The 13,420-nt window shown below is 66.5% G+C and carries 12 protein-coding genes; 10 read left to right on the plus strand and 2 right to left on the minus strand.

Translation table 11 applies throughout. From position 1 onward, the window contains the following. Positions 1 to 49 precede the first annotated feature (49 nt). Positions 50 to 1,765: a PucR family transcriptional regulator gene (locus ARGLB_RS01670; RefSeq protein WP_003798145.1), complete on the plus strand. Its 1,716-nt coding sequence runs from the start codon at positions 50 to 52 to the stop codon at positions 1,763 to 1,765. A 7-nt stretch (positions 1,766 to 1,772) separates the two neighbouring features. Here the strand turns inward: ARGLB_RS01670 and ARGLB_RS01675 are convergent, their stop codons facing one another. Beyond that, a complete protein-coding gene (locus ARGLB_RS01675) occupies positions 1,773 to 2,609 on the minus strand; it encodes a nitrilase-related carbon-nitrogen hydrolase (protein ID WP_043417669.1) in 837 nt (278 codons plus the stop codon). 206 nt (positions 2,610 to 2,815) lie between these two features. On the opposite strand from ARGLB_RS01675, the gene ARGLB_RS01680 reads away from it, so the two are divergent. The 7 genes from ARGLB_RS01680 (at position 2,816) to ARGLB_RS01710 (ending at position 11,719) form a co-directional block, all read left to right on the plus strand. Next, positions 2,816 to 4,006 (plus strand): ROK family transcriptional regulator, encoded by a 1,191-nt coding sequence (locus ARGLB_RS01680; protein ID WP_003798149.1) that lies wholly within the window; start codon positions 2,816 to 2,818, stop codon positions 4,004 to 4,006. A 128-nt stretch (positions 4,007 to 4,134) separates the two neighbouring features. Continuing rightward, on the plus strand, positions 4,135 to 5,691 hold the full coding sequence (gene mmsA, locus ARGLB_RS01685; protein ID WP_003798151.1) for a multiple monosaccharide ABC transporter ATP-binding protein: 1,557 nt from the start codon (positions 4,135 to 4,137) through the stop codon (positions 5,689 to 5,691). 44 nt (positions 5,692 to 5,735) lie between these two features. Beyond that, positions 5,736 to 7,013, plus strand: coding sequence for a multiple monosaccharide ABC transporter permease (gene mmsB, locus ARGLB_RS01690; protein WP_003798152.1), 1,278 nt, complete (start codon positions 5,736 to 5,738; stop codon positions 7,011 to 7,013). A gap of 55 nt (positions 7,014 to 7,068) precedes the next feature. After that, positions 7,069 to 8,169: a substrate-binding domain-containing protein gene (locus ARGLB_RS01695; RefSeq protein WP_003798155.1), complete on the plus strand. Its 1,101-nt coding sequence runs from the start codon at positions 7,069 to 7,071 to the stop codon at positions 8,167 to 8,169. Between the two features lie 211 nt (positions 8,170 to 8,380). Next, positions 8,381 to 9,847 carry an ABC transporter permease gene (locus ARGLB_RS01700; RefSeq protein ID WP_003798157.1) on the plus strand — a complete coding sequence of 489 codons (1,467 nt, stop codon included), beginning with the start codon at positions 8,381 to 8,383 and terminating at the stop codon, positions 9,845 to 9,847. Between the two features lie 2 nt (positions 9,848 to 9,849). Next, positions 9,850 to 10,557 (plus strand): ABC transporter ATP-binding protein, encoded by a 708-nt coding sequence (locus ARGLB_RS01705; protein ID WP_003798160.1) that lies wholly within the window; start codon positions 9,850 to 9,852, stop codon positions 10,555 to 10,557. A gap of 91 nt (positions 10,558 to 10,648) precedes the next feature. Further along, complete coding sequence (locus ARGLB_RS01710; protein ID WP_003798162.1) at positions 10,649 to 11,719, plus strand: Gfo/Idh/MocA family protein; 1,071 nt, start codon at positions 10,649 to 10,651, stop codon at positions 11,717 to 11,719. 94 nt (positions 11,720 to 11,813) lie between these two features. Here the strand turns inward: ARGLB_RS01710 and ARGLB_RS01715 are convergent, their stop codons facing one another. Further along, the gene (locus tag ARGLB_RS01715) at positions 11,814 to 12,005 is read right to left on the minus strand and encodes a hypothetical protein (RefSeq protein WP_139023216.1); all 192 of its coding nucleotides are present in this window, start codon (positions 12,003 to 12,005) and stop codon (positions 11,814 to 11,816) included. A gap of 211 nt (positions 12,006 to 12,216) precedes the next feature. Between ARGLB_RS01715 and ARGLB_RS01720 the strand changes: the two genes are divergently transcribed. After that, positions 12,217 to 13,011, plus strand: coding sequence for a hypothetical protein (locus ARGLB_RS01720; RefSeq protein WP_003798165.1), 795 nt, complete (start codon positions 12,217 to 12,219; stop codon positions 13,009 to 13,011). 87 nt (positions 13,012 to 13,098) lie between these two features. After that, on the plus strand, positions 13,099 to 13,420 hold a 322-nt coding region (locus ARGLB_RS23090), incomplete at its 3' end, for a hypothetical protein (RefSeq protein ID WP_003798167.1).

Below are 13,420 nucleotides of genomic sequence, written 5' to 3' on the forward strand. Positions count from 1 at the left end.
GTGTGAGTCACCTCTCAATGCTGTGCAAAATGACCTAGAGTGTTCTGGCATGGGACGTAATGCACAACAGGCTGGTGCGCCTGAGACGGCCGGCGGCACTTCTCCGGCGGGCGGTTCGGCGGCGGAACATCAGAGCGGTGTCACCCTGGACCAGCTCCTGGCGAAGCTGCCTTCCGAACTTCTGATGCTGCACGACGGCGGCAACGGCTCCCGCCTGCTGCGGTGGGTTGAGCCGAGTGAGCTCGAGGACCCCACGCCCTACCTGCTCGACGGCGAATTCCTCCTCACGGCGGGGTTGCCCTTCGTTGGCGCCGCAGATGGCGGTGCGGGCGCCGACAGCGCTGCCGGCGCGGGGGCCGGCGCGTATGTCCGGCGCCTGGTGCAGGCCGGGGTCGTGGCACTCGGCTTTGGCCTGGAGCCGTACTTCAGTGCTGTCCCGGAGGCGGTGGTGGAAGCCTGCATCCGGCAGAACCTGACGCTCGTGCAGGTGCCGAGTACTGTTCCGTTCGCGGCGATTGGCCTCGAGTTCTCCCGGCTCCTGGAATCGGACAACGCGAAACTGTTCAGGCATCTCGCGGACACCAACCGGCAGCTGATGCGCGCCGTCCTGTCCGCCCGGCCGGAACACGAACTGCTCGCCGCCCTGGCCCAGCGCGTTCCGGTGTGGGCCATGCTGATGGGCGCCGACGGGCGGCTGCGCGCCCGGGCGGGCTCCGGCGTCGAGGCTGCAGCCCTGCAGCCCCTGCTCGGCAGGCTCCTGGGCGGAAGCGGTCCCCGCGTGGAGATGGATTCCCTGGACCGCCCCGCCTCCCGGCTCGTGTTCGGACATCCGCTGCGCAGCACCCGCGACGCCAACCTCGGGGCGCTGGTGCTGGGCACCGACACGCCGCTGACCCCGGCGCAGAACAGCGTTGTCTCCTCCGCCGTCGGACTCCTGGAGCTCCTGGTCCGGCAACGGACCAGCGGGTCACTGGCCCCGAGCCAGCTGGCGACGTCGCTGCTGCTGCATCCGGACAGCCTGTCCGCCGGCGGTGCGCGGCAGATCAACGGACTCCGCGACCTGCTGGCCCAGAGCACTTCGTCCACGCGTTCCGGTCCGCTGCGCATAGTGCAGGGCATCAGGGCAGTGCAGGGAATCAGGGCAGTGCAGGGAATCGGCGCAGTGCCGGGCACCCGGCCGGATCAGGCCGCCGGACGCGCCGGCGACAGCCCGGTGCGGGAGCTGCTGCAGTGGCGCCGCCTGTTCGACACCAAGCTCGTGGAGCTCACCGACTACGGCTTCGCCGCCATCACCAGGCTCAAGGTGGACGACGCACTGCTGGGCGAAGTCGAGAAGCTGGGGTGGCGGCTGGTCATCGGGGACGTCACCGAGCTCACCGACCTGAGCAGCGCCAACCAGCGGGTGACGGCGCTGCGGCAGCGCGTCCAGACAACCGGCAAGAGTGCCAGGGTGGGTGAAGTGACGTGGACAGTCGCCGGGCTGCTGGGTCATGAAGCCGGCGCCATGCTGGCTGGCCGGCTGCTGGAACCGGTGCTCAGCCAGGACAGCGACCGCCGGACCGCGCACCTGTCCGTCCTGAGGGCATGGCTCGGTGAGAACGGGAACTGGGATGCAACCGCCAAGGCGCTGGGCCTGCACCGCAACAGCGTCCGGCGGCAGATCAACGCGGTGGCCGAGCTGTTGGACACCGACCTGAACCAGGCGCAGGTCCGGGCCGAACTCTGGATTGCGCTGCAGTACGTGGACGAGCTGCCGCCCTCCTAGCTGGACCCTATGAAGGCGTTGCGGCGCCGCCGTCCTCTTCGGCGCGGCGGGCTTCCTCCCAGGCGCGGTAAACATCCGGCCGCCGTTCGCGCAGGTAGGGCACGGCATCGCGCGCCTGGCGGGCCGCCTCGGCACTGACCTCGGCGTACAGCAGTTCCGGGTGGGGACCGGCCGCGGCGAGCAGTCCGCCGTCGGGGCCGGCGATGACGCTTCCGCCGAGGAATGTGCAGCCGTCCTCCTCCCCGGAGTGGTTGGCATACGCCACCGTCAGCTGGCTCTCCAGCGCCCGGGCCCGCAGCAGCAGCTGCGGCACCGATTCGAAGCCGTGGGCCAGCGCCGTGGGAACCAGGAGCAGGTGCGCGCCGGCCGCGGCCGCCGCGCGCACCGTTTCGGGAAACTCCACGTCGTAGCAGATGGCCAGCGAGGTTTTGATGCCACCCACATCGACGACGGCGGGGGCTGCTTCCGCGGGGCTGAACGCCCTGCGCTCCTCCGGGCCAAAAAGGTGCACCTTGGCGTAGCTCAGGAGTTCGTCCCCGCGGCCGTCCAGGACCGTCGCGGTGATCTGCCACTGACCGTCGGCCGTGACGGCGGGCAGGCTGTAGACCAGGGCGATCCGGCGCGCGGCAGCGATCCCCGCAAGGGTACGCCGGATGCCGGGCAGGGTTTCGGGGTCCAGCTCCGCCCTGATGCGCAGCGGCGCATAACCCACCGGAAATAGCTCCGGGGTCAGGAGCACGGCAGCACCCGCCTCCGCGGCCCGCTGAGCCGCCCGGTCGATGGCTGCGCAGTTCCGTTCGATGTCCAAAACACTGGAGTTCGCCTGCATCAGCGCCAGCTTCACCGTGATCACCTCAAGTCTTCGTGGCCGCCCAACACTGGACGTCGTTTTCTTCAGCGTATCCGCGGGCGGCACCGGCGATTCCGGTCCATTTGCACCGACCAGCGCTGCCAGTGGGACGGATCGCCCGGCGCCCGCACCCATCCGCATGCTGGGGCATTGCGTTAACTTCTTGACTACAAGGCTGCTGATGGTGCAATGTTCATTTCATGCCCTCACCATCGCGCTCAACGAGGAGCCGAACCAAAAACCCCGGGTCGCAGTCCGCCCTCCGGCACCTGAACCAGCAGCGGATCATCGAATGCCTGCTCAACGGCCCCTCGACCCAGGCGGAGCTCGCGCGGCAGACGGGGCTGTCCACCGCGACAGTGTCCAACATCGTCAAAATCATGCAGGACTCCGGGCTGGCATCCACCGAGCCGACCACCAGCTCCGGGCGGCGCGCACTCAACGTCAGACTCAACAGCAACGGTGCCGTGGCGGTGGGCATCGACTTTGGCCGGCGGCACCTGCGGGTGGTTCTCGCCTCGCTCAGCTACCACGTCATCGCCGAGGAATCCGTGCTCCTGCCCCTCGGGCACCACGCGGAGCAGGGCATCCAGGCGGCCGTCGCCCTGCTCGACAAACTACTGGCTGACAGCGGGGCGGAGCGCACCGCCGTGGTGGGTGCCGGCGTCGGGATCCCCGGCCCAATCGACCGCCGGACCAGCACGGTCGCCCAGGGGGCGATCCTGCCCGAGTGGGTGGGCATCGACATCCAGGAACGCCTCGAAGAGGCGTTCCAGTTCCCCATTTTCATAGACAACGACTCGAATCTGGGCGCCCTGTCCGAGGTGACGTGGGGGCCGCACAGCGGCATCAGCAACCTGCTGTTCATGAAGATCGGATCCGGCATTGGCGCGGGCCTGATCCTCAACGGCAACCCGTACTACGGCAACGTCGGGATCACCGGCGAAATCGGCCACGCGACCATCCACGAACACGGCCTGATCTGCCGCTGCGGCAACAGGGGGTGCCTGGAAACCATTGCCTCCACCACCACCATGATTGAGTTGCTGAGCCGGGGCGAGGAGCGCCCGCTCACGCCCGAGGACATCGTCCGCAAGGCGCTGGCGAGGGATGCCGCCACCCTGCGCGTCGTGGACGACGCGGGCCTTGCGGTGGGCAGGGCGCTGGGGAATGTGGCCAACCTGATCAACCCCGAGGTCATCGTGGTTGGTGGCCCCCTGGCCGGGCTGGGCGACATCTTGCTGGACCCGATCCGGCGCGGGCTGGTGCGGCATGCCGTGCCGGTCATCGGCGAAACCACCACCCTCACGATGTCCTCGCTGAACGACCGCGCGGAGGCTCTCGGCGCCGCAGCCCTGGTGTTCCAGCACGCCGGAATCCGGCGGACGTAGCGTTTCGTTATGCGGCCGTTGCGTTAAATACTTGACGACAACGGCATGCTCCATCTACTTTTTCATCAGACGGCCCTGCGGATTGCAGGGAAGACAACGAAGTCAATGCATTGGAGGCGTAAGGGCAAATGACGTCCCTCAACACGCAAAGCGAGCCGGTTCTCCTGGAGATGCGCTCCATCACCAAGGAATTCCCCGGCGTTAAAGCCTTGTCCGATGTGAGCCTGCGGGTGAAGGCCGGGGAAATCCACGCGATCTGCGGGGAGAACGGCGCCGGAAAGTCCACCCTCATGAAGGTCCTCTCCGGCGTGTACCCCTACGGCAGCTACAGCGGCGACATCGTGTACCAGAACGAGGTGCAGCAGTTCAAGGACATCCGGGCCAGCGAGCACGCCGGCATCGTGATCATCCACCAGGAACTGGCGCTCATCCCGGAGCTCTCCATTACGGAGAACATCTTCCTGGGCAACGAACCGGTCAAGCGCGGCGTGATCGACTGGGCCGAGGCCCGCACCAGGACCCGCGAGCTGCTTGCCCGGGTGGGGTTGCGGGAGAACCCGGATACCCCGGTGAAGGAAATCGGCGTCGGCAAGCAGCAGCTCGTGGAGATCGCCAAGGCGCTGAACAAGTCGGTTCGCCTGCTGATCCTGGACGAGCCCACCGCCGCGCTGAACGAATCCGACTCCCAGCACCTGCTGGACCTGATCCTGGGGTTGAAGGGCAAGGGCATCACGTCCATCATCATTTCCCACAAGCTCAACGAGATCGAGCAGATCGCCGACGAGATCACCATCATCCGCGACGGCAAGTCGATCGAGACGCTGAACGTAAAACGCGATGGCGTTGACGAGGACCGCATCATCAAGGGCATGGTGGGGCGCACCCTGGAATCGCGCTTCCCGGACCACACGCCCAAGATCGGCGAGGTGCTGTTCGAGGTCAAGAACTGGACCGTGGGGCATCCGCAGGTGCAGGACCGCCTGGTCTGCAAAGGCTCCAACTTCTTCGTCCGCCGCGGCGAGATCGTGGGTTTCGCAGGGCTGATGGGGGCCGGCCGCACCGAACTGGCACGCTCCGTGTTCGGCCGTTCCTACGGCCGTTTCATCACCGGCAGCATCTACAAGAACGGCAAGGAACTCCACCTCAAGAACGTCAAGCAGGCCATCGACGCCGGCCTCGGCTACGTCACCGAGGACCGGAAGTCCCTGGGCCTGAACCTTCTGGATGACATCAAGACCACCACCGTCTCGGCCGCGCTGCACAAGATCAGCAAGCACTTCGTGGTGGATGCCAACAAGGAATTCACGGTGGCTGAGCAGTACCGCAAATCGCTGCGGACCAAGACGCCCTCCGTGGAGGAAGGCGTGGCGAAGCTCTCCGGCGGCAACCAGCAGAAGGTGGTCCTGGCCAAGTGGATGTTCACCGATCCTGACCTGCTGATCCTGGACGAGCCCACCCGCGGCATCGACGTCGGCGCCAAGTACGAGATCTACGGCATCATCCAGCAGCTGGCCAACCAGGGCAAGGGCGTCATCGTGATCTCCTCCGAACTCCCCGAACTGCTGGGCCTCTCCGACCGGATCTACACCATCTTCGAAGGCGCCATCACCGGAGTCCTGAACAAGGACGACGCCAGCCAGGAAAGCCTGATGAAACTCATGACTTCCGCCCGAAAAACCGCCTGACCCTCTGGAACCCTCCAGAACCTTCCAGAACAAGGACTGACATAATGAACGCGCTCAAGAAGCTCTTTGGCGGCAACACCCGCCAATTCGGCATGATCTTCGCCCTGGTTGCACTGATCGTTTTCTTCCAATTCGCCACCGAAGGCCGCACGCTCACCCCGGGCAACGTCATCAACCTCTTCAACGGCAACTCCTACATCCTGATTCTGGCCATCGGCATGGTGCTGGTCATCATCGCCGGCCACATCGACCTGTCGGTCGGCTCCGTGGCGGCGTTCGTCGGCGTCACCGTGGCCCTGGCCATCAGGGACTGGGGCATCCCCTGGTACCTGGGTATCCTGCTTGGACTCGGGCTCGGCGTCCTGATCGGGGCCTGGCAAGGGTTCTGGACGGCCTATGTGGGGATACCAGCCTTCATCGTGACACTGGCCGGCATGCTGCTGTTCCGCGGCTTCAACCAGTTCGTCGGCAAGTCCAACACCATCCCGGTCCCCGCCGACTTCCAGTACATCGGCTCCGGATACCTTCCCGAGGTCGGCCCGAGCACCGGCTACAACAACCTCACCCTGCTCCTTGGCCTGCTGGGGGTGGCGTTCGTGATCTTCAGCGAACTCCGCGCCCGCCGCACCGCCAAGGCGCTCGGCGCTGAGGTCCCCGAAGGCTGGGTGGTGGTCACCAAGCTCGTGCTGGTCTGCGGTGCCATCCTGTACGCCACGTACCTGTTCGCCACGGGCCGCCCGGGAACGTCGTTCCCGATCCCCGGACTCATCCTCGCCGTCCTGGTCCTGATCTACGGCTTCATCTCCTCCAAGACGGTCGTCGGCCGCCACGTCTACGCCGTGGGCGGCAACCGGCACGCGGCTGAGCTCTCCGGCGTCCAGTCCAAGAAGGTCAACTTCCTGGTCATGATGAACATGTCCATCCTTGCCGGCCTGGCCGGCATGATCTTCGTGGGCCGCTCCACGGCGTCCGGCCCGTTCGACGGCGTGGGCTGGGAACTCGATGCGATCGCCGCTGTGTTCATTGGCGGCGCGGCTGTCACCGGCGGTGTGGGCACCGTGATCGGCTCGATCGTCGGTGGCCTGGTCATGGCCGTGCTGAACAACGGGCTGCAGCTGCTCGGCGTCGGTGCCGACCTGACCCAGATCATCAAGGGCCTGGTCCTGCTGATCGCCGTCGCATTCGACGTCTACAACAAGAGCCAGGGCAAGCGTTCCATCATCGGCTTGCTGACCCAGGGCTTCAACCGCCCCAGCGGCGGCACCCAGCTCCAGCCCGACGAAGTGACCTCCACGAAGGAAACCATCTCCCGGGAAGCCTGAGCACCGCCCGCTCCCCGGATGCATTTCCCACCCCTATAGAAAGTGAACCGAGCAAATGCGAATGATTGGTAAGGCAGGAAAGGCGGCAGCAATCGCTGCCATTGCGGCACTGGCGCTGACAGCCTGCGGCCGTTCCGACTCCGGCACAACGGGCGGCGGCACCGCCGGCGGCGAGGCGTTCCCCAAAGACTCCTCGATCGGCGTCGCGCTCCCCCAGAAGACCTCGGAAAACTGGGTCCTGGCGGAGAAGCTGTTCAACGACGGCCTTAAGGACGCGGGCTTCAAGCCGGACGTCCAGTTCGCCAACGGCGGCGTCTCGGAGCAGCAGAACCAGATCAGCGCCATGATCACCAAGGGCGCCAAGGTCATCGTCGTCGGCGCGATCGACGGCGCCCAGCTGGGTACCCAGCTGAAGCAGGCCAAGGACGCCGGCGCCACCATCATCGCCTACGACCGCCTGCTGCTGAACACCGAGAACGTGGACTACTACGTGGCCTACGACAACTTCAAGGTGGGCGAGCTGCAGGGCAAGGCGCTGCTGGAAGGCATGCAGGCCAAGAAGCCGAACGGCCCGTACAACGTCGAGCTCTTCGCGGGTTCCCCTGACGATGCCAACGCCAAGGTCTTCTTCGACGGCGCCATGAGCGTTCTGAAGCCGAAGATCGACGACGGCACGCTGAAGGTGCTCTCCGGACAGAAGTCCTTCGAGCAGGCTGTCACCCAGGGCTGGAAGGCAGAAAACGCCCAGCGCCGTGCGGACACGCTCCTGACCGGCAGCTACACATCCGCATCGCTGGACGGCGTCCTGTCCCCGAACGACACCCTGGCCCGCGCGGTGCTGACCGCCGTCAAGGCTGCCGGCAAGCCGCTTCCGGTGGTCACCGGGCAGGACTCCGAGGTTGAGTCGGTCAAGTCCATCATGGCCGGCGAGCAGTACTCCACGATCAATAAGGACACCCGCAAGCTCGTGGAGCACGCGATCGTCATGGTCAAGGACATCCAGGCCGGCAAGACGCCTGAAATCAACGATGACAAGTCCTACAACAACAAGGTCAAGACCGTTCCCGCCTACCTGCTGGAGCCGGTCATCGTGACCAAGGAAAACGTCAAGACGGCCTACGTGGACGATCCGGTTCTCGGCCCGATCACCAAGTAGCGGCTTCCGCCACAGACGCCACAGAGCCCCGGCTCCCCCGCAGGTGACCAGTTCACCCGGAGAGCCGGGGCTCTTCCGTTGCCACCGGACGCTCCACCGCTCCTCGCCTCACAGCGGAAACATAGGTTCAGCCCGTTTCCTGCACAGCAGCGGGCACCAATGTGGGATCCGAAGCCGGCCAATCCCCCGGCATGTGATCCCAAGGAGTGCAGTGAGCGTCCTCGCCCGAAGTGTAGGCAATGCGTTTAGAAACAAGGTCCGAACCGCCGCGGTTGTGGCCGTGCTGGCGGTCGCCATCGGGCTGGCCCTGGCCATGCTCGTGGCCAACCAGGCAGTCGGGGCCAAAGTACAGGAGCTGAACGCCTCGGTAGGGACGGTGTTGACGGTGAACCCGGCCGGCGGCCAGGGCTTCGAAGGCGGCGGTGAGCCGCTCACTGCCGAGCAGGCAGCGACAGCGGCGGACGTCCCGAACGTGACCGCCGTCGTCGGAACCAAGGCGCTGCGGCTGCGGAACGCGGCCGAGGCCGCCGCGCAGGCGGCAGCCGGCACCCAGGCCGGTCCGGGCGGCGGGCAGGGCGGCCCCGGCGGCCAGACGACCACCACGCTGACCACCATCCTCACCGCGGCAGTCGACGCCGGAACGCTGGGCGCGCGCAACCAGGACAGCTCCGGAACCACCGCTGCCACGGGAAGTACCGGATCCACGGGCACCACCGCCACCACCCAGCCGGCGCGGGCCCTGCCCATCACGGCGACCGGCACCGGCGCAGAGGTGGACAGCACCGGCAAGGCGCTGGAACTGACCTCGGGCACCGGGCTGGGCGATTACACGGCGGAGTCCACCAAGGCGCTGCTGGGCACCACCCTTGCTGAAAAGAACAACCTCAAGGTGGGCTCCACCTTCACCATCAACAGCAAGACCTTCACCGTCGCGGGCCTGTTCGACGCCGGCACCGCGTTCGGCAACAACGCCCTCTACGTCACGCTCCCCACCGCCCAGACACTGGCCGAGCTGCCCGGCGAGCTGTCCACAATGATCGTCACCGTCGACAGCATGGAGAACGTGGACGCCGCCAAGACGGCCCTGCAGAACGCGCTCGGCACCGACAAGGCCGACGTCACCCAGGGCCAGCGCAACCTCGAAACCGCCGTCACCTCGCTGGACAGCGTCAAGAACATCTCCATGGTGGCGTTCATCGCGGCACTTGGCACCGCGGGGCTGATCATCCTGCTGATCATGGTCATGCTGGTCCGCGAGCGCCGCCGCGAAATCGGCGTTCTCAAGGCCATCGGCGCACCGAACCGCACCATCTGTCTGCAGTTCGTGCTCGAGGCCCTGGTCCTGGTGGCCCTCGGCAGCGTGGTGGGCGCCGTCCTCGCCTCCTTCGCGAGCGGCGGCATCGCCTCCGCACTGGTCAGCTCCAGCACAGGCACGACGGCGGCCCCCGCCGGCCAGCGCGGCGGCGGGTTCGCCGGGGCTGCGGGCGGACTCCCGGGTGGCCAGGGCGGTCCGTTCGGCGGCGCCTCCCAGCTGCTCACCTCCGTCACCGCCAGCGTGTCCCCCGGAATCCTTGCCGCCGGCATCGCGGCCGTGTTCGGCGTCGCCATCATCGGTGCGCTGGTTCCGGCCCTGCTCACCGCCCGCATCCGCCCCATCGAAGTCCTCCGAGGAGAATAGCCATGATTGAAGTCAAGGATCTGGTCCGCACGTTCAAGTCCGGCGACCGCACCATCAAGCCGGTCAACGGCGTCAGCTTCGAGCTGGGGCAGGGCACACTGGCGTCCATCGTGGGCAAGAGCGGCAGCGGCAAAAGCACACTGCTCTCCCTCCTGGGTGCGCTGGACAAGCCCACCAGCGGAGACGTCGTCGTCAACGGGGTGAGCCTGGCAGGCATGCCGGACGGCAAGCTGACCGAATACCGGCGCCGGGACATCGGCTTCGTGTTCCAGCAGTTCAACCTGGTGCCCAACCTCTCCGCGCTGGACAATGTCATGCTGCCCATGGAGTTCGCCGGGGTGCGGAAGTCCGTCCGGGCCGAGCGGGCACGGGCACTGCTGGAGCAGGTGCAGCTCGATCCGGACAAGCACGGCCGCCGCATCAACCGCCTCTCCGGCGGCGAGCAGCAGCGCGTGGCCATCGCCCGGGCCCTCGCCAACGAACCCAAGCTGATTCTCGCCGACGAGCCCACGGGCAACCTCGATGAGCAGACGGGCGAGCACATCATCGCACTGCTCAGCTCCCTCAGCCGCGACCACAACACCACCATCCTCGTGGTCACGCACGACCGCACACTTGCCAACAAGACGGACCGCCGGTTCCGCCTCCAGCAGGGCAAGCTCACGGAGGAACCGGTCCGCGGCCGCGCTGCGGAGCCGGCGGCGGTGTAGGAAGCCGGCGGGTGCGGGCAGGGCGTAACCCTCCCGCACCTTCCGCACGTTTCAACCCGACCGTTCCTCACCCGGGTGAGAGGATGGCGTCATGACGTCACCGATCGCCAAGCCATGGCTCTTCAGCCAGTCCAACCAGGATCCCCTTGCCGCCACGGGCCGACCGCTGCGGTGGGGTGTCATTGCCACCGGCCGCATCGCCTCCCTGGTGTCGCGGGACCTGGCGCTGCTGGAGGACGCGGAGCTTTACGCCGTCAGCTCCCGAGGCCAGCACACCGCGGACGCTTTTGCGGGCGAGTTCGGCTTTGCCGTGGCGTACGGGGACGACGGCGGGCACCACGGCTATGAGCGGCTGCTCGCCGATGACGCGGTGGACGTGGTCTACGTGGCCACGCCGCACGCGCAGCACCACCGGGTAGTGCTGGCGGCTCTTCGCGCGGGCAAGCATGTGCTCTGCGAAAAGGCATTCACCATCAACGCCCGCGAAGCCTCCGAGCTGATCCAGGTAGCCCGTGAAAAGAAGCTGTTCCTGATGGAAGCCGTGTGGAGCCGCTTCCTGCCCAGCATGCAGAGGGCCTTCGAGATCGCACATTCAGGCGAACTCGGAACCGTCCAGTGGGTCACGGCAGACCTCGGCTTCCCGGCACCCTACTCCCCTACCGCCAGGCTGTGGGCCGTTCAGGACGGCGGCGGAGCGCTTCTTGACATTACGGTCTACCCGCTGTTGTGGGCGCTTGGCACCCTGGGTTTCCCGCAGACGGTCAGTGCCATGGGCACATTGAACGACGACGGCGTGGACGCCCAGAATGCGCTCACGCTCGGTTACCACCACGGCGCGCAGGCACAGCTCACCTCGTCCCTGCTCGCCCACGGCCCCCGCACCGCAACAGTTGCCGGCAGCCTGGGTTACCTGCAGACACTCGGCTCGATCAACAACCCCAAGAAGCTGGTGGTGGGGATCGGGCAGGAGACCCCGCGGACTGAACACTTCGAGGTGACTGGGCGGGGTTATACGTATGAGCTTCGCGAGGTGACCCGGTGCGTCCAGCAGGGCCTCACCGAGAGCCCGGTCATGCCCCTCGAGGACTCGCTGAACACGATGCGGCTGTTCGACGGCGTGCGCGCCCAGCTCGGTGTCGCCTATCCCAACGACGCTCACTGAGCAGCTTTTCCGGCGTTCATCGAGTCGAAAGAATTATTGTGCCGGGTCTGGACTCTCACTTTGGGGCAGGCTTAGGCTGGAGTCGATCGTCGATTCATTCGGTGAGCTTGGGGGTGTTGAGCATGACCATTGCGGCTTTGTCGTGGTCTGCGCTGCGCCCCTTGCGCCCTGTTCTCTTGGCAGGTGCGGCCGCTGTGGCTTGGCTGGCTGTGTCCGCCCCTGCCGCCGACGCCAACAGCAGCTCTGACTCGCTTGGCGGCAGTATTTCCTCGGCTGTCTCATCCATCAGGGGAGATGCGGACAGCGTGGCGGAAAGCGTTGGCGCGCTGGTCTCCGCCAAGGCACATGAAGCCCCCGCCGCTGCTCAGCCCACGCCAGCCGTAGCTCCCCCGCCACTTCCAGCAATCGACCCGGCAGCCATCCCGGCACCATTGCCGGCGACAGTTGCGCCGCCTCCCGTCACTTCCGTTCCTTCCACGCCGCCAGAGCCAACCCCTGTGACCGTGGTTGCCCCGGTTGTGGCGGACATTGTGGAGCCCGTTGACACCGCGCTCGACGGACTACCTCTCGGCGGGTCGATTCCCGACGACACCCTGGCCGGGGTTACCGATCCCGTTGCCTCCGTTGCTGATGGAGCGCTAACGGACACGGCCGAAACCATCGTGCAGCCGGTCGCGGAGGGCGTTAAGCCCGTTACCGACGTCGTGAAACCAGTAACCGACGTCGTGGGCCCGGTAACCGAGGCTCTCCCTGTCGAGCTTCCCGTTAAGCCCGTCACTGACGTGCTCGCGCAGGTACCTTCTCTGACGGCACCGATTATTGTGCCCGCCAAGGATGTCGTGACGGGGATTGTCGCCGATCCGGGCCGGCTACCCGCAGTTGGCCTCGCCGAAATGGGGCAGACCTCCGCCGGTCCAGGGTCCTGGCCCGGCATGGTCCCCGCCCCCTCCGTGGCGTCCGCGCCAGCTGTCCAACCGGCCACCGGGCTGCCGGCTCATTTCAGCCATGCTGCCGCGCCGAAAGCTGCCAACCCCGCGGGGTCTGCCCCGAAGGTTCCTGCCGGCGGAGACTCACCATCCGGTGGCGATGGCACGCCGTCACCGGAGGCGCTGCTTCCGTCTCCTGCCTCAGGATCGGGTAGCAGCACGTCGTCCGGCGGCCCTTCGGCTTCGGCCGCCTGGCTAAACAGCGCCTTTGAATACCTGCCGCTCATGGGATTTGTCCCTGTCAGCGGACCCCTTCAGCATATTCCTTCGCCGGTGGCCATCGACCCCGGCTCCTCTCCTGACTAGTTGGGCCCCTTCTGCCTCCATGCGGCAGAAACACGGCCAATCGGGTTGCCATGAGCGCCTGACAACAACTTTTCAGGAGACGTCACAATGCACCAGACAATTCGCAGGGGCCTACTAGGCACCCTCTTTGCCGGAGGGCTACTAGCCCTCGGCGCAACCGCGGCGAGCGCGGATACAACTGCCACGGGCACGGTCAACATCGCGTCCGAAACCGCTTCGGCGGACCTTAATGCTTCGACGTCGCTGGGTCTGCTGGGTGGCCCAGCGCCGTCGAATTCTTCCGCGGTCAGCGTTAATGCCGGCCTCGATCTCAACACCGGTACATCGAACGGCAGCATTGCCGCGGTGGCACCGGCCGCGACCGCTGTGGCCGACGTCAACCTCGGCAACACCGGAACCGCAACAGGGA

Source organism: Arthrobacter globiformis NBRC 12137, from assembly GCF_000238915.1.
In the GTDB taxonomy this organism is placed as follows: domain Bacteria; phylum Actinomycetota; class Actinomycetes; order Actinomycetales; family Micrococcaceae; genus Arthrobacter; species Arthrobacter globiformis.

Bases quoted from the DNA above. Each gene is read 5' to 3' on its own strand.
- ARGLB_RS01670 (WP_003798145.1), top strand. From the start codon at position 50: ATGGGACGTAATGCACAACAGGCTGGTGCGCCTGAGACGGCCGGCGGC.
- mmsB (WP_003798152.1), top strand. From the start codon at position 5,736: ATGAACGCGCTCAAGAAGCTCTTTGGCGGCAACACCCGCCAATTCGGC.
- ARGLB_RS01715 (WP_139023216.1), bottom strand. From the start codon at position 12,005: ATGGATGAGACAGCCGAGGAAATACTGCCGCCAAGCGAGTCAGAGCTG.
- ARGLB_RS01710 (WP_003798162.1), top strand. From the start codon at position 10,649: ATGACGTCACCGATCGCCAAGCCATGGCTCTTCAGCCAGTCCAACCAG.
- ARGLB_RS01705 (WP_003798160.1), top strand. From the start codon at position 9,850: ATGATTGAAGTCAAGGATCTGGTCCGCACGTTCAAGTCCGGCGACCGC.
- mmsA (WP_003798151.1), top strand. From the start codon at position 4,135: ATGACGTCCCTCAACACGCAAAGCGAGCCGGTTCTCCTGGAGATGCGC.
- ARGLB_RS01695 (WP_003798155.1), top strand. From the start codon at position 7,069: ATGCGAATGATTGGTAAGGCAGGAAAGGCGGCAGCAATCGCTGCCATT.
- ARGLB_RS01680 (WP_003798149.1), top strand. From the start codon at position 2,816: ATGCCCTCACCATCGCGCTCAACGAGGAGCCGAACCAAAAACCCCGGG.